Origin of the sequence: Niastella koreensis GR20-10 (assembly GCF_000246855.1) — a bacterium.
GTDB lineage: Bacteria > Bacteroidota > Bacteroidia > Chitinophagales > Chitinophagaceae > Niastella > Niastella koreensis.
This window is the reverse complement of the sequence record NC_016609.1, coordinates 5,596,978-5,616,336: the sequence shown is the minus strand read 5'-3', so window position 1 is coordinate 5,616,336 and position 19,359 is coordinate 5,596,978. Positions and strand designations below refer to the sequence as shown.

General features: G+C 45.0%; 19 protein-coding genes. 7 read left to right on the top strand and 12 right to left on the bottom strand.

What is annotated here, in order from left to right:
* The first annotated feature begins 10 nt into the window (after positions 1-10).
* Positions 11-445 carry a septal ring lytic transglycosylase RlpA family protein gene (locus NIAKO_RS22065; protein WP_014220670.1) on the top strand — a complete coding sequence of 145 codons (435 nt, stop codon included), beginning with the start codon at positions 11-13 and terminating at the stop codon, positions 443-445.
* A gap of 62 nt (positions 446-507) precedes the next feature.
* Entirely contained in the window at positions 508-1,071 is a 564-nt protein-coding gene (locus NIAKO_RS22060; RefSeq protein WP_014220669.1) for a hypothetical protein, read from the top strand.
* 93 nt (positions 1,072-1,164) lie between these two features.
* On the opposite strand, the gene hisB is transcribed toward NIAKO_RS22060, so the two are convergent.
* From hisB to hisG, 6 genes are all read right to left on the bottom strand, one after another.
* A complete protein-coding gene (gene hisB / locus NIAKO_RS22055; protein ID WP_014220668.1) occupies positions 1,165-2,304 on the bottom strand; it encodes a bifunctional histidinol-phosphatase/imidazoleglycerol-phosphate dehydratase HisB in 1,140 nt (379 codons plus the stop codon).
* 23 nt (positions 2,305-2,327) lie between these two features.
* On the bottom strand, positions 2,328-2,756 hold the full coding sequence (locus tag NIAKO_RS22050; protein ID WP_014220667.1) for a c-type cytochrome: 429 nt from the start codon (positions 2,754-2,756) through the stop codon (positions 2,328-2,330).
* 129 nt (positions 2,757-2,885) lie between these two features.
* Positions 2,886-4,172 carry a PQQ-dependent sugar dehydrogenase gene (locus NIAKO_RS22045; protein WP_014220666.1) on the bottom strand — a complete coding sequence of 429 codons (1,287 nt, stop codon included), beginning with the start codon at positions 4,170-4,172 and terminating at the stop codon, positions 2,886-2,888.
* Between the two features lie 64 nt (positions 4,173-4,236).
* Positions 4,237-5,292, bottom strand: coding sequence for a histidinol-phosphate transaminase (hisC, locus tag NIAKO_RS22040; RefSeq protein ID WP_014220665.1), 1,056 nt, complete (start codon positions 5,290-5,292; stop codon positions 4,237-4,239).
* A gap of 114 nt (positions 5,293-5,406) precedes the next feature.
* Positions 5,407-6,678 carry a histidinol dehydrogenase gene (gene hisD, locus NIAKO_RS22035; protein ID WP_014220664.1) on the bottom strand — a complete coding sequence of 424 codons (1,272 nt, stop codon included), beginning with the start codon at positions 6,676-6,678 and terminating at the stop codon, positions 5,407-5,409.
* A gap of 17 nt (positions 6,679-6,695) precedes the next feature.
* Positions 6,696-7,550: an ATP phosphoribosyltransferase gene (gene hisG / locus NIAKO_RS22030; protein WP_014220663.1), complete on the bottom strand. Its 855-nt coding sequence runs from the start codon at positions 7,548-7,550 to the stop codon at positions 6,696-6,698.
* Between the two features lie 448 nt (positions 7,551-7,998).
* On the opposite strand from hisG, the gene NIAKO_RS22025 reads away from it, so the two are divergent.
* Positions 7,999-8,475 carry an OsmC family protein gene (locus NIAKO_RS22025; RefSeq protein ID WP_014220662.1) on the top strand — a complete coding sequence of 159 codons (477 nt, stop codon included), beginning with the start codon at positions 7,999-8,001 and terminating at the stop codon, positions 8,473-8,475.
* Between the two features lie 69 nt (positions 8,476-8,544).
* On the opposite strand, the gene NIAKO_RS22020 is transcribed toward NIAKO_RS22025, so the two are convergent.
* Positions 8,545-9,192 carry a hypothetical protein gene (locus NIAKO_RS22020; protein ID WP_014220661.1) on the bottom strand — a complete coding sequence of 216 codons (648 nt, stop codon included), beginning with the start codon at positions 9,190-9,192 and terminating at the stop codon, positions 8,545-8,547.
* 201 nt (positions 9,193-9,393) lie between these two features.
* On the opposite strand from NIAKO_RS22020, the gene NIAKO_RS22015 reads away from it, so the two are divergent.
* Both NIAKO_RS22015 and NIAKO_RS22010 read left to right on the top strand, forming a co-directional pair.
* Positions 9,394-9,669 (top strand): acylphosphatase, encoded by a 276-nt coding sequence (locus tag NIAKO_RS22015; protein ID WP_014220660.1) that lies wholly within the window; start codon positions 9,394-9,396, stop codon positions 9,667-9,669.
* Positions 9,670-9,792: 123 nt separating this feature from the next.
* Complete coding sequence (locus tag NIAKO_RS22010; protein WP_014220659.1) at positions 9,793-10,542, top strand: 3-keto-disaccharide hydrolase; 750 nt, start codon at positions 9,793-9,795, stop codon at positions 10,540-10,542.
* Positions 10,543-10,652: 110 nt separating this feature from the next.
* On the opposite strand, the gene NIAKO_RS22005 is transcribed toward NIAKO_RS22010, so the two are convergent.
* Both NIAKO_RS22005 and NIAKO_RS22000 read right to left on the bottom strand, forming a co-directional pair.
* Complete coding sequence (locus NIAKO_RS22005) at positions 10,653-11,882, bottom strand: peroxiredoxin family protein (RefSeq protein WP_014220658.1); 1,230 nt, start codon at positions 11,880-11,882, stop codon at positions 10,653-10,655.
* Positions 11,883-12,134: 252 nt separating this feature from the next.
* Positions 12,135-13,082, bottom strand: coding sequence for an NAD-dependent epimerase/dehydratase family protein (locus NIAKO_RS22000; protein WP_014220657.1), 948 nt, complete (start codon positions 13,080-13,082; stop codon positions 12,135-12,137).
* Between the two features lie 224 nt (positions 13,083-13,306).
* Between NIAKO_RS22000 and kdsA the strand changes: the two genes are divergently transcribed.
* The gene (kdsA, locus tag NIAKO_RS21990; protein WP_041349134.1) at positions 13,307-14,119 is read left to right on the top strand and encodes a 3-deoxy-8-phosphooctulonate synthase; all 813 of its coding nucleotides are present in this window, start codon (positions 13,307-13,309) and stop codon (positions 14,117-14,119) included.
* Between the two features lie 195 nt (positions 14,120-14,314).
* Here kdsA and NIAKO_RS21985 read toward each other — a convergent pair whose 3' ends face one another.
* The 3 genes from NIAKO_RS21985 to NIAKO_RS21975 form a co-directional block, all read right to left on the bottom strand.
* Positions 14,315-15,100: a DUF4382 domain-containing protein gene (locus NIAKO_RS21985; protein WP_014220655.1), complete on the bottom strand. Its 786-nt coding sequence runs from the start codon at positions 15,098-15,100 to the stop codon at positions 14,315-14,317.
* A gap of 317 nt (positions 15,101-15,417) precedes the next feature.
* Positions 15,418-16,422: a helix-turn-helix transcriptional regulator gene (locus NIAKO_RS21980; protein WP_014220654.1), complete on the bottom strand. Its 1,005-nt coding sequence runs from the start codon at positions 16,420-16,422 to the stop codon at positions 15,418-15,420.
* 101 nt (positions 16,423-16,523) lie between these two features.
* The gene (locus NIAKO_RS21975; RefSeq protein ID WP_014220653.1) at positions 16,524-16,745 is read right to left on the bottom strand and encodes a PspC domain-containing protein; all 222 of its coding nucleotides are present in this window, start codon (positions 16,743-16,745) and stop codon (positions 16,524-16,526) included.
* 159 nt (positions 16,746-16,904) lie between these two features.
* On the opposite strand from NIAKO_RS21975, the gene NIAKO_RS21970 reads away from it, so the two are divergent.
* Positions 16,905-19,130 (top strand): aconitate hydratase, encoded by a 2,226-nt coding sequence (locus tag NIAKO_RS21970; protein WP_262493754.1) that lies wholly within the window; start codon positions 16,905-16,907, stop codon positions 19,128-19,130.
* Positions 19,131-19,359: the final 229 nt, after the last annotated feature.

The following is a 19,359-nucleotide window of genomic DNA, read 5'->3' as shown; positions in this document are numbered from 1 at the left end:
CTCTAAGTCGATGAAAAATTTATTGGTTGTAGCAGCACTGATGTTCTCATTTTTTGCGTCAAAAGCGCAAATCAATAAGGACAGCATTGCATTGAATAAACAACGGAATGTGCCTGTAACTCAATTTGGTGTGGCCAGTTTCTATGCCGATAAGTTTGAAGGTCAACGTACCTGCACCGATGTGGTGTTCACCCAGAAAAAGCTGACTGCCGCCTGCAATACACTCCCGCTCAATTGCTGGATAAAAGTTACCAACCTCAGAAATAAGAAAACGGTGTTGGTTAAGATCAACGACCGCATGCACCCTTCTAATCCCCGGCTTATAGATATGAGCAAGGCTGCTGCCGTTGCCCTGGGTTATACTGGCCATGGTTTAACGAAGGTGAAGATCGAGTACCTGGGTAAGAACAAACCCGACGATGGTGAAATCGCTGGTAATAATTAATTTCTTCAGTTTGCAGCCACCTGTTATTTTTGTCCGGTACGGTTCTCCAAACCAAACCGGTTATGAAAAAAAACGTAGGATTTCTGCTGGCTATCCTGCCATTACTGGTGCCTGCTTTTAGCCAGGATGACTATATACAGCGGCCTACATTAGGTATTTATTTCTTCTTCAATGATTTTAAAACTTCCGGTAAGTTAAAGGATATGACGCCCGGGCTGGCGTTGAATTATATCAACGGGTTGAACCGGCATTTTGATTTCACTTCTACTTTAACCGGCAGCTTCCTGGATTATAAAACCAAAGACGGCGTTTCATTGGGGCAGGATAACCTGTTGCTGGAAGGCGATGTGTCGCTGAAAGGAAAACTGTTCTCCAATAAATACTGGGTAAGTCCCTTTATGCAGATTGGTACCGGCATCTCAAAATTCAAAGGTTACTGGGGCGCTTTTATTCCCGCCGGCGGCGGCTTTCAGGTGAATTTATTTAATGAAGCTTATTTTATATTCAATGCGCAATACCGCATAGCGGTGACCGAATTGGTAAGAGAACATTATTATTTCAGTATTGGAATTGCCGGAGTTATTGGTAAAAGGAAGGAGGAGAAGCGATCAGTGTTACCTGAGTAATTCAAAGTTAAAGTTCTTAGGTTATTAAGTTATTAGATTCATAGGTTAACGATCTAAATAACCTATGAACCTAATAACCTACGAACATTATAACTAAAGGACCCCTTTTGTAGAAGGAAGATAATTGCTAAGCGGATCTCTTTTAACAGCCATCCGGATAGCTTTGGCAAATGCCTTAAAGATGGCTTCTATTTTATGATGTTCATTATCGCCGTGGCATTCGATGTTCAGATTGCAACGGGCTGCATCGGAGAACGATTTGAAAAAGTGAAAGAACATTTCTGTTGGCATTTCACCAATGCGTTCTCTTTTAAATTCTGCGTTCCAGACAATCCAGTTACGGCCGCCGAAATCGATCAATACCTTGGCATCTGCTTCATCCATTGGTAAAGCAAACCCATAACGTTCCATCCCTCGTTTATCGGCCAGTGCCTGGGCAAATGCTTCGCCCAAAGCAATACCGGTATCTTCAATAGTATGGTGTTCATCTATGTGCAGGTCACCGTTAGCACGAATGGTAAGGTCCATTTTACCATGGCGGGCAATCTGATCGAGCATATGATCAAAAAAGCCAAGCCCGGTATAAATAGCGCCCTTGCCACGGCCATCTACATTCAGTTCAATTTTTATCTGCGTTTCGTTGGTATTGCGTTCGTGAATCACTTTGCGCAGGCCCAGTTTCAGGTAATCGTAAATAGTGCTCCAGTGTGTGCTTTCCAATGCAATAACCGAACGCAACTCTGCTACTTTATCCTGAATTTCACCGGCGCCCAGGTTCGGGTCCTGGTTCAGCCAGATGGCTTTGCAGCCCAGGTTTTTGGCCAGCTGTACATCGGTGATGCGATCGCCGATAACATATGAGTTGATGATATCGTATTCCTCGTTATTCAGGTATTGTGTAAGCATACCAGTACCGGGTTTACGCGTAGGCGCATTGTCTTTGGGAAATGACTTGTCGATATGCACTGCGCTGAAGTGTATGCCTTCGCCTTCGAGACTTTTCATTACCAGGTTCTGCAGGGGCCAGAACGTATCTTCCGGAAACGCATCAGTACCCAGCCCATCCTGGTTGGTTACCATTACCAGTTCATAGTCCAGCTCGCGGGCTATGCGGCCCATGTATTCAAACATATGCGGGTAAAAGGTTAGCTTGTCAAAACTATCTAACTGATAAGTAGGGGGCGCTTCATTTATTAAGGTGCCGTCGCGATCGATGAATAGAATGCGTTTCAAAACAATATTTTAAAAGTTCACTATTATTTCAACTTGGCCCGCATGGCTTTTACTTCACCTGCTGCTACCAGGCTGGCTTTGTTGCCAAAGCTGTTGCGAATGTAGGTCAATACATCTGCAATTTCCTGATCTGATAAAGTAGATTCCTGCGGCGGCATGGGATTGGTGAATTTATCGCCGTCGATCTCGATCTCACCACCCGTTAAACCTTTCAGCACGATCTTGATTAATGCTTTCTTATCGCCTAACACCCATTTTGTTTTTGCCAGTGGCGGGTTCATGTTCTGTACCCCTAATCCATCAGGTTGATGACAGGCCTGGCAGGTTGCATCGTACACCGCTTTACCTCGGGTCATTGCGGCTTTTAAACCGCCTGGTTGTGGTTTTGTTTGTTGCGCCACAAATGCAGAAGCGATAACGAATACCAGTACTACAAGCACTATTTTTTTCATACGAATTTTTATTATTAATTGGCCGTTGCAGGTTTCAAGTTGCAGGTTCCATGGGTACAGGTTTCAGGTTATATAACAAATGCACTTGTTTTTCCCTGTAACATGCAACCTGTAACCTGTAACTGGTTTTTATTTTCCGTAGCTCACTTTCCAGATGGTACCATTGGAATCATCAGAAACAAATAAGGAACCATCAGGGCCTTGTGCCAGCCCGCATGGGCGGTACTTCGCTCTGCCATTGGTAGCATCTTTTGGAATTTGAGAAAAGCCATCTGCAAATACTTCCCATTTGCCGGAAGGCATACCATTCTTGAAAGGCACAAACACTACAAAGAAACCTGCCTGTGGCTCGGGGGCACGGTTCCAGGAGCCATGGAAGGCGATAAAGGCGCCATTCTTGTATTTTTCAGGGAATTGTTTGCCGGTATAGAACAATAAAGCGTTAGGCGCCAGGTGACCGGGGAATTGTACTATTGATTTTGTTTTATCTGCGCAACGGTCAACTTTTTCCCGGTTGCCACCATATTCAGGGCAAAGCAGTTTTTGTTGTTTATCGTTGTCGTAATAGCAATAAGGCCAGCCGCAGTCTGCACCTTTGGTGATTCGGAACATTTCTTCAGCCGGATTTTCTGCGCCTTGTTTCTGATTGAACAATTCGGGGAAGAACTGGAACAACATGTCGCGGCCATGTTGCATCACATACAACTCGTTTACTTCCGTATTCCAGTCGAGGCCCATTACGTTGCGGAGACCGGTAGCATAGCGTACGCCTTCGGGATACGACTGATTGGTTTTATCGGCTTTGAACTGCCAGATCCCGCCAGCTTTCTCCAAAATAGGGCAGGGGTCTTGTCCAGGTGAACCTTTTACGCGATCCTGCACCTGGCAGCAGTTGCTGGGGGCGCCAATGTTGGTGTACAAATTTCCGTTGTTATCGAGAACGATCGATTTGGTCTCATGTTGATGATTGCTCACCAAACCGGTAACGATCTTTTGTTCAGAACCTTCGTCAACCTTACCGGTTTTCTCATCGATCTTATAACGGAAAATTTCTTCATCAGATGAAGCATACAGGTAGCCATTTTTGATAGTAATACCGGTTCCGGTATAAGTGCCAAAACCAGTTACTTCATCAGCTTTGCCGTCACCGTTCTTATCATGCAGGCGGATGATACCTTTCCCATCTTTTAATTTAGACAGTTTAACGAACACATCGCCATTGGCTGCAACAACTAAATGGCGGGCCCGTCCTAAATCAGCGGCAACAACTACCGATTTAAAACCCTGCGGTAAGGTTATGGGCGCTTCGTCTCTTTTAACAATGCCGGTGGATGGTGATTTCACCCTGGTAGTATCATTGGCAAATGCAGCAGCTGCAAACATTACTGAACATGCCAGGATCAAGACTTTTTTCATAATGGAATATTTAAAGCGCTTTTTGTAAAGCGGGTTCTAAAATTACTGATTTAGCAACCTATTATCAGGCCGGGGTCCAGTTTTTCATGGCATTAACTACGGAAACGTTTTCCGCAGGCGTGCCCACCGTAATGCGTAAACAACCCGCGCACAGCTCTACACTGCTGCGGTCGCGTACTACGATGCCTTTTTCCAGCAAATAGTTGTATATGGCCTTAGGATTTGTTACCTGAACCAGCAAAAAGTTGGCATCGGAGGGATAGATCTTTTGAACCGAAGGGATCGTTAACAGGTCTTTGGCCAGGATATCGCGCTGGGCAACAATTTCCCGGATCATGTCATTCACCTGACCCACTTCTTCCAGCGCCTGCAGCGCAAGTTCCTGCGAAGCCTGGTTGATATTATAAGGCGGTTTGATCTTATTCATTACATGAATGATCTCCGCTGATGCAAATGCCATACCCACACGCAGGGCGGCCAGTCCCCAGGCTTTTGACAGGGTTTGCAGGATCACCAGGTTGGGATAGTCGGTCAGTTCCTGGGTAAAGGAGCGGAACCGGGAAAAGTTAATATAAGCTTCATCTATCACCACAATGCCGGAGTAGTTATTTAAAATTACTTCTATATCATCGCGGTCCAGTGAATTACCGGTTGGGTTATTGGGTGAGCACAAAAAGATGATCTTGGTATTGTTGTCAATGGCTTCTTCAATAGCCGGCAGGTTTAACTGAAAAGCAGGGGTAAGCGGTACCTTCTTTATGTTTACATCGTTGATGTTCGCGCTTACCTGGTACATCCCATAGGTGGGCGGACAAATAAGAATATTATCCACTCCGGGTTCGCAAAAGGCGCGCATCAGCACATCGATACATTCGTCGCTGCCATTGCCCAGGAAAATGTTCTCGATGGGAACGCCCTTAATGGAGGATAATTTTTCTTTTACTTTTAGCTGCATCGGATCGGGATACCGGTTATACCACCTGGTAAGCGGCGATCCGAAACTGTTTTCATTAGCATCCAGAAAGGTACTGGCCTCGCCTTTAAATTCATCGCGGGCAGAAGAATAGGGAACGAGCTTTTTTATATTTTCTCTTAATAAATTATTTAGATCGAAGGTCATTTTGTTTATTTTATCGTGAATCGGCAAACGGCAAACGTGAAACGGCAAACGGTTCGCGGCCATGAAACCTGTAACCTGTAACTGGCTCTCCGCCAGTTGGCGGACTGGGGGGTATTATAATCGAACTTTAACTGCATTGGCGTGTGCTTGTAATCCCTCTGCTTCGGCCATAGCAATCACTGTTTTGCTGATGTTTTGTAAACCTTCCTGCGTAAGTTGTTGAAAGGTGATCTTTTTTACAAAGCTGTCAACACTTACCCCGCTGTATGCTTTGGCATAACCATTGGTTGGCAGGGTATGATTGGTGCCGCTGGCATAATCGCCCACGCTTTCGGGTGAATAATGACCCAGGAACACAGAGCCGGCATTGATGATCTGTTCGGCTATGGGCATTGGGTTATTGCAACAGATGATTAAATGTTCAGGTGCATATTCATTCAACAGATCGATGGCTTCGGCTTCATTGTTCACCAGGATGAGTTTGCTGTTGGCCAGTGCTTTCCCGGCAATGTCTTTACGGGGTAATGCTTCTACCTGTTTGTTGATCTCCTGTTCAATGCTGTTTATCACCGCCTGGGAACAACTTACCAGTACCACCTGGCTATCACTGCCATGTTCTGCCTGGCTTAACAGGTCGGCGGCCACAAAGGCTGCATGGGCCGATTCATCGGCATACACCGCTACTTCACTGGGGCCGGCCGGCATATCGATAGCCAGTCCATCCTGTTGCACCAGTTGTTTGGCGCAGGTTACATATTGATTACCGGGACCAAAGATCTTTGATACGGCTGGAATGGTTTCGGTACCATACGCCATAGCGCCAATGGCCTGTACGCCCCCCACCTTAAATACTTTGGTAATACCTACAGCTTTGGCTGCAAATAAAATGGCCGGGTTCAGTTGCCCATTGGCATCGGGAGGGGAACACAGGATGATCTCTTTGCAACCAGCCAGCTTTGCCGGAACGCCCAGCATCAGGATGGTAGAGAACAGGGGCGCGGTACCACCAGGGATATACAGACCCACTTTTTCAATACCAACGCTTTTGCGCCAGCATTGCACGCCGGGCATGGTTTCAATAACCTCCGGTGCGGTAAGCTGTGTTTTATGAAAGGTTTCAATATTTACTTTGGCCGAAAGGATCGCTGCTTTCAGTTTGGCGTCGAGCTGTTCCTGCGCAGTGTTGAACTCATCCTCACTTACTACCATATTGCTGATGGCAGCTTTATCAAACTGCCGGGTGAATTTCTTTACCGCAGCATCGCCCTGTTGTTTTACTTCCTGCAGAATGTTTTTTACCGAGCCTTCCAGCGCGGTGTTGTTCATTACCGGCCGTTGTAACAATGCCTTCCAGTTATTCCGTTCGGGATATTGATAAACTTGCATGCTTTCAGTTAAAAAAGTTAGATGATCATTTTCTCGATGGGCACTACCAATATACCTTCAGCGCCTGCTGCCTTCAATTGCTCTATAATGTCCCAGAAGGTATCTTCACTCAGTACGCTGTGTACGCTGCTCCAGCCTGTTTCGGCCAGCGGCAATACGGTTGGGCTTTTCATCCCGGGTAACAGGGAAATGATCTCCTGTAATTTATTGTTGGGCGCGTTCAACAAAATATATTTGTTGTGTTTGGCTTTTTTAACGGCGCGGATGCGGAACACCAGTTTGTCGATCAGCTTTTGCTGTTCGGCATTCAGGTTGTTGTTGCGGATCAAAACAGCCTGTGACTGCAACAACACTTCCACTTCTTTCAATCCGTTCATGAGCAGGGTAGAACCGCTGCTTACGAGGTCGGCCACTACATCGGCCAGGCCAATACCGGGAGCTATTTCAACAGATCCGCTGATCTCATGGATCTCGGCCTGTACATTATTTTTTGCGAGGAATTCATTAACGAGGAAGGGATAGCTGGTGGCAATGCGTTTGCCCTGTAAACTCTGTACGCCTTCATATTGCTGTATGCGTGGAATGGCTACTGAAAGGCGGCATTTGCCAAAACCCAGTTTTTCAACGATGGCTGCTTTTTTGTTCTTTTCATACAACACGTTTTCGCCTACAATACCAATATCTGCCACGCCATCTTCAACGTATTGCGGAATATCGTCGTCGCGCAGAAAGAATATTTCCAGGGGGAAATTATCTGCTTCTGTTTTTAACCGGTCTTTTACATTGCGCAGGTCAATACCGCATTCTTTCAGCAGTTGTACGGAATCTTCATACAGGCGACCCGATTTTTGAATGGCGATCCGAAGTTTCATTGGAATGTCGTTGTTTTTTTAGTAAAAATAAAAAGGGCTTACCATGCGGTAAGCCCTTCAAATATTCTGGCACTACACAAAGCACCATCGGCCTACCTGCTGGGGTAAGTATGATGATGATGGATGTGAGTGAGTATTGTCATAATTGAGCCGCAAAAATACTACTTAACCGGTTCCGGCAAAATTTATTTTGGAATAAAAATGGTTATGCACACCCCTGCAAAATAAATTTTGACGCATCCGTTTAATAATGTGTAACTTACGGGAAGCGAAACTTGGATTCCCTTAAACATTGCCTAATGCCAAACCGATCACCCATCCAACGATTTGCGATTTTGCTCTTGCTGCTATTTATGGCCTGGTTCTCCCGGTGCAAACCCTTAACAGGCGCAATACATGCCAGTGAACGATCCGCTGCAGCTAATGGGCGATAACTTAACTTGCAACTATGAAAGAGCACCATTACAAAGTTAACATTACCTGGACGGGCAACCGGGGTAATGGCACCTCGTCTTATAACTCATACGACCGGAACCATACTATTACCGCCGGACAAAAACCGGTGATCCCCGGCTCCTCTGATCCGGCTTACAGGGGCGATAAAACCCGGTACAATCCCGAAGAATTATTGGTAGCGTCTTTATCTTCCTGCCATATGTTATGGTTTTTGCATTTATGTTCTGTCGCCGGCGTAGTGGTGCTGGAATATGTGGATGACGCTGCCGGCACCATGGAAGAAACAACTGACGGCGGTGGCCATTTTACCGAAGTAACGTTGTTTCCCGTAATTACGGTTGCCAGTGAAGAGATGGTTGAAAAGGCCGATGACCTGCACGAAAAGGCGAATGCATTATGTTTTATTGCCAGGTCATGCAATTTCCCGGTTCATCATAAGCCGATTTATAAGATTGCGGAACACGTTTGAAAGGCAGTGATGAAGAGGCAACAGGCAAAGGTCTGCGACGCGGTGTATTGCTTGTAGCTTGCAGCTGTATTAAGGTAAAGGGTCTTTATGATAATTATAAGATATCGAGCGCAGAATGGTTTTCTTTAGCACCAGCTTGAAGAAAATATACAAAGTGTGCATGATGAAGATCGCCCACACAAGAAAGTCAAAAATACGTCCCAGCATTTTTTCTTCCCCGGTATACATGATAGTATCTCTATCGAGGTTTTTGGTAACAAACAATTCATCGAGGTAAACATAGGAGCATAGCAGCAACAGCAATAAAAAGAACTCCTGCATTACGAAGGCATATAATTCAAATGGTTTGTTCAATTGTTTTTTAACCTGGTAGTAAAAATACACGCTTATAACATTGTAGGGTATCAGGGTGAGGTAAGCATTGGTGCTATCGAAGTAAATTAAATTTACGGTAAGACAACTTAGCAGTACGGTTATTTCCATGCACCGGATGCCCGCCAGTTCGGGATTGATAAACACCAGGTACACCGCACTGAATAAAAAGACCAGGAATAGCGAGCCTATGATGGTAGATTTCGTCGTGGCCGGACAGTCGCTGGAAAAACATACTGCTTCAGCTATATTATAGTGATACAGAATGTATTGTCCTAACCAGGCCATGATGAACGAAAAAGCTACAATCAGGGTAATGGATCTTATCACATTACGAAGGGGCATAGGATCCTTTCTTTATGAGCTTAAAAGTAACAAAATTTATCAGTGTGTCTAAGTGTGTAGGCGTTCTTGTCGCTTTTATCTCGTGAAAGTTGTATTACGAGCTGATAATCAGGTGAATTTGCACTGATAATCATTGTTATGTGTGGCCTGTTTATTGTAGCCTGTACCGCAGATTTATGATTATTGGTTAACTTTCAGGTTATGGAACAAACCATTTCAATTACCATAAGTGGACTGGTGCAGGGGGTATATTACCGGCACAGCACCAAAGAAAAAGCCCTGGAGCTGGGTATTTCAGGGGTTGTAAAGAACCTGCCTGATGGTAATGTACACATCCTGGCCACCGGTACAGCCGATCAGCTGGATGAGCTCGTGCACTGGTGTAAACAGGGGCCACCACATGCAAAAGTAAAATCGGTTGATGTGGAGAACCTGGAAAGGCAGGTGTTTATGAGTTTTGTGATACAGCGTTCCTAGTTTTCAATTCAAGGTTTTAAGTTCAAAGTTGAAAGTTTAAAGTTTTAAGTTGCTCGTTATATCTGCTGAACGTAATAACTTACGACCCCAATAACATAATAACATTCTTCAAAAACTCAACCAATGGTGCAACGATTCTTGTTTAGCTGTATCCTGCTTCTTTGCGTATATGCCTCGCAGGCACAAACAGCGCCGCGGCAGGGCGATCCTAAATTGACCGAATATTGGGACCCTGAAGTAAAAGTGATCACACCCGGTAAGACAAACGCCGATCCACCTTCCGATGCCATCATTCTTTTTGGCGGACAAAATGCCGATGCCTGGGCGGCTAAAGACAACAGTGCGGCCAAATGGAAAGTAGCCGATGGTATTTTGACCATTGTGCCGGGCACTGGTGAAATTCATACCAAACAGGGTTTTGGTGACTGTCAGTTGCATATTGAATGGAGAATAGCAGCCGACGTAAAAGGTGAAAGCCAGGCCCGCGGTAACAGCGGGATCTTTTTTATGGGCCGTTACGAGTTGCAGGTGCTGGATTCGTACAAGAACAGGACCTATAGCAATGGACAGGCCGGTAGCATTTATAAACAATTACCACCCCTGGTAAATGCCAGCAGAGGTCCCGGTGAATGGCAAACCTATGATGTAATTTTTACTGCGCCGCGTTTTAATGAAGATGGGGTTGTAAAATCACAGGCGCATATAACCGTGTTACATAACGGTGTGTTGGTGCAAAACGATGCGCACCTCTGGGGCGGTACGCAATACATTGGAACGCCTACCTATGAAAAACATGGCGATAAAGAACCGCTGGTATTGCAGGACCATGGTAATACTACCAGCTTTAGAAATATCTGGATACGTCCGTTGTAATCAATAAACAACAGGCAATAAAAAACCGTCCCGGTTAGTAACCCTGGACGGTTTTTTATTAATGTTTTTATTTTGTCTGTTGCCAATTGTCTATTGTCAATTGGAATAGCCTATTGTTTCAACAGATCTTCCATAATAGAATAAAATTCTTTTTTAAATGTTTCGTAATGTTCCCCTGTGCCGGGGCCATAAAAACCGGTATGTATTCTTTTAACCGTGCCGTCGCGGCCAAAGAACAAAGCGGTGGGCAACATTTTTATTCTGGTAATTTCGGGTAATGTTTTTTCGGTACGCAGGGAGTCTGCTGCACGTACTCCTGTGATCAGCATGGGATAGGTAATATTAAACCGTTGTTGAAACCGGCGAAGGCTCTTTTGTGAGCGATGGAAATCGGTACTGTTTTCATAGGCCAGTGCTACCATTTCAATACCCCGCTGTTTATTCTTGTTGTAGTAATCACTAAGGAAAGCGGTTTCATCCATACAATTAGGGCACCAGGAACCCATGAGCTGCACGATCACTACTTTATTTTGAAAGCGCGGGTCGCTCATGCTAACATAGTTGCTATCGAGGTCGGGGAAGCGAAAATGCAATTTGTCTTCACCCCGTTTCATATATACAGCCGACAGTGTATCGGGAACTATTGCTTTCTCATCTCTCCAGGCCGTCCACTTTTCAATGGAAGTAGCGCCGGAAAAATACTCCCCATCGGTAATCACAGAATCATTTTTAACAGTGGCCCTGAAGTAATACGCATGGCTGCCATCGAAAGTACTCAGGTGCAGGGTATCGTTGCTTACAGCGCCTTCCAGGTAACGATAATCGCCAGTGGGTGTTAATACGGTGCCGGTTAATGCCAGTCCGTTTTGTTTGAACTCAACAACTGCGGGATAAGGTTTTTTCCCATCGATAAAAGTAGCGCCCCAGCGGCCGGTAATTTTTTGTTTGGTTTGTTTGGCCTGCGGGTATCGTTTGGATTGGTTGTATACAAATGTTACCGGCATCACCTGCGTAACGGAGGAAGTGCCTTTGATCCACACGCCACGCAATGTATTGTTATTTACCTGTTGCAACCTGAACTCCGATTCAAACAAAGGCATTTGCACCAGGATGGAATCCTGTTTTTGTTCAATACCGGTTACCTGGATCTTTTCTGTGGCGTTACGGATAAACCAAAGCGGTTTACCATTCTTATATTGCATAGCTACATTAAAATCAATAGTGTGGCCATCAGCACGTTGTAAAGTGGCGCGCCACCAACCGGTGGGCAGGGGGGGATTGGCTGCAGCGTTTAGGGCAAGAACGGTAATAAAACCGATGATCCAGGGAATCTTTTTCATAATAATTATAAAAACAAATTTAACCGCTGCAAGTTTAATGCATTACCCGTTAATAAAAAGTTGGGGCTGCTTCATTTTTTTGAAACAACCCCGGTGACAACACATAATACTAAAAACTTAAAGCAAACAATATCTTATTTGGCGCCCTTTTAACAAAAAGGCGCCAACGATTAAAATAACACCAAATTCGGGTAAATCCTAATAAAATAATGTCCCGGTTTTTCGCCGGGACATATCCGTATATAAATCAAACTATTGCTGGCGAAGGTTTTCCAGCATGTCCTTCGTCATTTTATCCAGGTCGTATTCAGGTTTCCAGCTCCAGTCTTTACCGGCAACAGAATCGTCAATACTTTGCGGCCAGCTGTCGGCGATAGATTGCCGGTAATCGGGTTCGTAGCTGATGCTGAATTCAGGAATATAATTTTTAATGGCGGCGCTGATCTCTTTGGGCGAGAAACTCATGGCCGACACATTGTACGAGGTTCGGATAGAGATTTGTGCAGCCGGCGCTTCCATCAATTCAATGGTAGCCCTGATGGCATCCGGCATATACATCATGGGCAGATAGGTATCTTCTCGCAGGAAGCAGGTATATTTCTTTTCTTCCAGCGCCTCGTGATAAATCTCCACTGCATAGTCGGTAGTACCGCCACCTGGTGCAGATTTATAAGAGATTAAACCGGGATAACGAATACTGCGCACATCTACGTGGTAACGCTGGTGATAGTAATTACACCAGAACTCACCCGCATACTTACTGATACCATAAACCGTGGTAGGCTCAATAATGGTTTGTTGCGGACAGTTTTGTTTAGGCGAAGTAGGACCAAATACCGCAATACTGCTTGGCCAGTAAACTTTATAGATCTTTTCTTCGCGGGCAATGTCCAGCACATTCAGCAAACCCTGCATGTTCAGGTGCCAGGCCAGGTTGGGGTTTTTTTCACCGGTTGCCGAAAGTATGGCTGCCAGCAGGTAAATCTGGGTAATGTTCTGCCTGATAACCTGTACGTGCAGCATTTCCTTGTTCATAACATCTATGCTAACGTATGGGCCGGTGCCTTTCAGGAGTTCGTTTTCTTCCCGCAGATCCGAAGCAACCACATTGTTATTGCCATAGATCTTACGCAGGGCCAGGGTTAATTCAACCCCAATTTGGCCCGATGCGCCAATTACGAGTATTCTTTCTCTAATCATGTATTAACGATAGTTAGTTTTTGTACTAGCCGCAAAAAAAAGAAAAAAAGACCAAATACCAATGTGATAATGTGATAATTGGATAATGTGATAATTAGATATTTGAACTGTTTGATTTTTAGGTTGTTAAATAATTTTTCGACCTGCTCATATTGAGTGAGTACATTATCAAATTCGCTAATTATCAAATTATCACATTAGTTTACCTTTGCGCCATGAAAAATATGCTTACGAACCTTTTTGCAGGACAACAATACGATGCCACCAACTTCTTTCTGATTGCCGGCCCGTGTGTGGTGGAAAGTGAGGAACTGTTGATGGAAGTAGGGGATAAGGTATCTACCATTTGCCGGAACCTGGGTATCCCATACATATTTAAAGCCTCTTACCGGAAGGCCAATCGTACCAGTGGTTCCTCTTTTACCGGCCTGGGCGATGAAAACGGGTTACAATTGTTACAAAAAACAGGAAAAGCCTATAAGGTGCCTGTTACTACTGATATTCATGGGCACGATGAAGCGGCCATGGCTGCGAAATATGCCGATATTTTACAGATCCCAGCTTTCCTGTGCCGACAAACCGATCTGCTGGTAGCTGCCGCCGAAACCGGTAAAATTGTGAACGTAAAAAAGGGGCAATTCGTTAGCGGCCCTTCTATGAAGTTTGCGGTAGAAAAAATTGTAAAAGCCGGTAATGAGAATGTGATCCTGACCGAGCGCGGAAATACCTTCGGTTACCAGGACCTGGTGGTTGACTACCGGAATATTCCCTGGATGAAAGAACATGGAACCCCGGTGGTAATGGATTGCACACACAGTTTGCAACAACCCAATCAAACCACAGGCGTGACCGGTGGTAACCCACAACTGATAGGCACTATTGCCAGCGCAGCGATCGCTTCCGGCGCCGATGGATTATTTATTGAAACACACCCCAATCCGGCAGTAGCCAAAAGCGACGGTGCCAATATGCTGCGGTTGGAGCTGCTGGAAGGATTGTTACAGAAGCTGGTGAAGATCAGAAAGGCAGTGGTGTAGTGAGTAGTCAGTAGTGAGTGAGATACCAATTTTCGTGCCTTTCGATTAATCTGCAATCTCGCGACATTTATAAAGGCGAATGCCCCAACAACTTTAAGTTATTGGGGCATTCTTATTAAAATCATGTGACTGCCATTAATGAGTATGATCAATCAGAGCGAGGCTCTCACTACTGACAACTCACAACTCACAATCTTAATGCGCTAAGCGAATCGTATCTACAAGCGTAACCTTACCGGTATTTACAGCAATACCGGATTTAGTTTGCTTTTGATAAGTAGCATCGGTAGGCCAGTAAAGCATGTTGTAAGTTGCAGCTGGTACGCCTTTTATCAAATAAGCACCAGAAGCATCAGTGAATGTAGTAAGGGTATCGGTACCGTTAATAGCATACACTGCAGTAAGAACTGAACCTGGAGTAACGGCTCCTTTAATGCTTCCACCTACTGCATTTAACACCGTGCGGATAACTGGTTTCAGGCTGTATTTACCGCTACCGGTAGTAACGATTGACCGGGCAGCATCAAAATCGAGCACCATGGTGTACAAAATGCCACCGGTTACATCCTGCTGCACGTTCAGCTTTAAACCGCTTTGTTGTGCGCTGGGTGTTTCAAGGTGTGTGCTAACGCCACCCATAACAACGCTGTTGTTGTCGCCCAGTACGAGGCGGATCTGGTGCAGTTTGCCCGATGGAATGTCGGCATCAGCCAGCAGGGTGTCTTTGTCATTTACCAGGTTAAGGATGTTGTAAATGCCTTTTTTCACGCCTGGTAGCGATTGCCAGCCTTTGTCGTCATCGCCGGTTACATTGATCTGTACATCCTGGATGTCGATATTAACCGCATCGTAGGCAGCAGGATCGTCAGTCAGGCGGACTTGCAATCTGGATTTTTGAGCAGAATCACTTTTGGAACAGGAATTCAGGGAACAGGTAAACAGTAAGCCCAGGAACAGGGCTGCGAAAAAATTGGATTTCATAGTGGTGAATTATTTAATTCGTACGCAATATCACCAATATTATACCACACATAAAATCCTTATATAAAAAAAGCTCCACAAGGGAGCTATAAGTCTCTGTCTTTCAAAGGTATCGCAATGCGAAATAATATTTATACACATTTTTTCGCATTTGAATATTGGATTAAAAAACGGGGAGGCTCTAATATTTTTTATTTGGTGTTATATGCAGGGAAAATTGTACCGGATTGTTACTATGTATAACCTAATAAAGCCATATCAGTAACCGCAAAAAGTAATAATTTCTTAACCTATTGACTATGACGTCTTCCAAACAATTAATCTGATAGCTTTTTAGGGGTGAGCAGCTGGCTGGGCAGGATGCCAAACTCTTTTTTAAAGGCGATGGTGAAGTTGCTCAGGTTGCTGTAGCCCAGTTCCATGGCCACTTCTTTTACCGAAAATTTGCCCGTTAACAGTTTGTCCTGTGCGGCATGCATGCGGGCTTTTTGAAAGTACTCATAGATGGGAAAACTGTACATGGTCTTAAAATCCTTCTTCAGCTTCGATTCGCTGATGGCGGCAATTTTAGCCAGCTGTTGTATGGAGGGTGGGGTTTGCAGTATGTTCTTTGTTAACAACCGTTCTATATGCATAACACGGGCAATGTCATCATGGGTAAGTGGCAGGCGGTAAGCGGGGTTGCTCATTTTCTCGAACAAACTGTTGAAGAACCGTTCAATCAGCAACATCATGCGGTTTTGCAGAATGGTTTTTCGCAACGGATTGCTTTCTTCTACCTGGCAAATGGTTTTCATCCACCGGCGGTACCGGGCATCCAGCGGTTCTATGTTAATGCTTTCGGCTTTTAGTGATACGTACGATGACAGTACTTCATCCACCCGGGCCACATCAAAGTACTGCGCCAGCCATTTCTTGCTGAAAACAATATTCACGCCTTTCCAGGTGCAGCCTTCTGTGCCTTCGTACGACCAGTTATAATGCGAACTGGTGAGGTAGGCAAATGCCTTGCTGGTATTTTTCTCCCGTAATTTTTCATCGCTAATGGAAATGGTAAGAGAATTGGGAACAGTAAGTTCATCAAAGCGAAGTGTATAAAATTCTTCTGCCGTGCTGCTGGAGTGAATATGCCAGTCCTGGTGCCACGTACAATCGATAAGATAAGCATGCAGGCCATTGGGCACATGAACGTGGCGTAAGGTACCGGCGCCAATAGCTTCGGGAAATAACAAATGGTCGTTAAGCATGGGAACCTTTAACGCAGCCCCCATTGCATGCACCAATTGTTCATAATTGGTATCAGTATATTCAAATTCAAACACAGAGCCGTATTTATTGGTCTGATAACACAGATCAAATGATTAAAATTCCATACCAGTAATAGGCTACGGGGAAACTGAAACAGTATGTGGAGTCAAAGGTATTATTGATATTTCAGCGGGTTACGGCGCAGTGACCAAATGTACCTTTTAATATTCATCCAAAATGCAAGAATAAAATAAATTATGAGGGGAGAACCCATCGTAAGGAAGGATACATAGATAAACCAGGTACGAATGCGGGATGTAGCGATGCCCAATCGTTCGCCAATAGCGGTACAAACGCCAAATGCCTGCCATTCTATAAATTGCCTGAACCGGTTCATGCCACTAAATTATAACATTCAGGAAAATTGTGCAAGCATTGAATCCCTACCAACCCATTTTTTAGGTAACTTTGCCAAACTTTTTTATACGTTTGATCACTTCTTAAACGAAAAATCATGGTTTTTGATCTGGACTTAATTAAAAAGGTTTACGCCGGAATGCCTGAGAAGGTTGCAGAAGCGCGTAAACTGGTAGGCCGTCCCCTAACATTAGCAGAAAAAATATTATATTCCCACCTGTTCGTTCCCACGGAAAAAGCACATGAGCGCGGGGTTGATTACGTAGATTTCACGCCCGACCGTGTTGCGATGCAGGATGCAACGGCTCAAATGGCATTGTTGCAGTTTATGACCTGTGGACGTGCAAAAGTGGCTGTACCTTCTACCGTGCATTGCGACCACCTGATCCAGGCCAAAACCGGCGCTCAGGAAGATTTGAAAACCGCTAACGAAGTAAATAAAGAAGTATACGAATTCCTGGCTTCAATTTCCAATAAATACGGTATCGGTTTCTGGAAACCCGGAGCTGGTATTATTCACCAGGTAGTACTGGAAAACTACGCCTTCCCCGGCGGTATGATGATCGGTACTGACAGCCACACGCCTAATGCTGGTGGTTTAGGTATGATTGCCATTGGAGTAGGGGGGGCAGACGCCGTTGACGTAATGGCCGGCCTGCCCTGGGAGCTGAAAATGCCCAAATTGATCGGTGTTAAATTAACCGGTAAAATGAATGGCTGGACCTCTTCCAAAGACGTGATCCTGAAAGTGGCTGGTATCTTAACCGTAAAAGGTGGTACCGGTGCAATTGTGGAATACTTTGGACCTGGCGCCGACAGCTTAAGCGCTACCGGTAAAGCTACCATCTGTAACATGGGTGCTGAAATTGGTGCAACCTGCTCATTGTTCGGTTATGATGAGAAAATGGCTGCTTATCTCACTGCAACCGGCCGCGAAGAAGTAGCTGTTGCTGCAACGCAGATCAAAGAGTACCTGCGTCCTGACGAAGAAGTATATGCTGATCCTGCCAAATACTACGATCAGCTGATTGAAATAAACCTCGATGAACTGGAGCCTTATGTAAACGGTCCGTTTACGCCCGACCTGGCATGGCCCATTTCTAAATTTGCTGAGGCGGTAAAAGCAAACGATTGGCCAGCCAGACTGGAAGTGGCTTTGATCGGTAGCTGCACCAACTCTTCTTACGAAGACATCAGCCGTTCTGCCTCCCTGGCAAAACAGGCCGTTGATAAAAAATTAAAAGCCAAAGCAGAATTCACCATTACTCCAGGTTCTGAAGTAGTTCGTTATACCATTGAAAAAGATGGTTTCCTCGATACTTTCTACAAAATTGGTGGTGTAGTACTGGCAAACGCCTGCGGACCTTGTATTGGTCAATGGGCGCGCCACATCGATGATCCAAAACGTAAGAATTCGATCATCACTTCTTTCAACCGCAACTTTGCAAAACGTAACGACGGTCTGGCTTCAACCCACGCGTTTGTAGCTTCACCTGAGATCGTAACTGCATTCGCCATTGCCGGTGACTTAACCTTCAACCCGCTGAAAGATAAACTGAAGAACGAAGAAGGTAAAGAAGTAATGCTGGATGAACCAACTGGTGTTGAATTACCACCCAAAGGTTTCTCTGTTGAAGATGCCGGTTATACTGCACCTGCTGCCGATGGTAGCGGTGTTGTGGTAAAAGTAGCTGCAGATTCACAACGTTTACAATTACTGGAACCATTTGCAGCCTGGGAAGGCACTGACCTGAAAGGGTTGAAACTGCTGATCAAGGCAAAAGGCAAATGTACCACTGACCATATCTCAATGGCTGGTCCATGGTTGAAATTCCGTGGCCACCTCGATAACATCAGTAACAACATGCTGATCGGCGCAGTAAACTTCTTTAACGACGAAACCGATAAAGTAAAGAACGAGCTGACCGGTGAATATGGTGCAGTACCTGCTACCCAACGCGCTTACAAAGCTGCTGGCATTGGTTCAGTAGTGGTAGGTGATGAGAACTATGGCGAAGGTTCAAGCCGCGAGCACGCAGCTATGGAGCCCCGTCACTTAGGCGTTCGCGCTATTGTGGTAAGAAGCTTTGCGCGTATTCACGAAACCAACCTGAAAAAACAGGGTATGCTGGCGCTGACCTTTGCTAACAAAGAAGATTACGATAAAGTACAGGAAGACGATAACATCGACTTCGTTGGCCTGGGATCGTTTGCACCTGGCAAACCATTGACTATGGTGTTGAACCATAAAAATGGCAGCAAAGATGAGGTAACACTCAACCACACCTACAATAAACAACAGATCGAGTGGTTTAAATCAGGTGGTGCGCTGAACGTTATCCGCGCTCAGTTTGCTAAGAAGTAATATAATTATAGATTGTTACAAGCCCTGACGTTATACGTTCAGGGCTTTTTTATTTAGAGCCAGCAGTTCAATTTTGACCCCGGTGCGGTACATAGGGCAAAAGAATCAAAACGTAAATGATATTTCGCTAATAAATTATGGCTCAATCCCGATGATGTAGGGGCTGGTTTGTAGATAGCGGAACAGTGCGGTCTATCATAGATGAAGAAAACCATCAAATAAAAGCAGA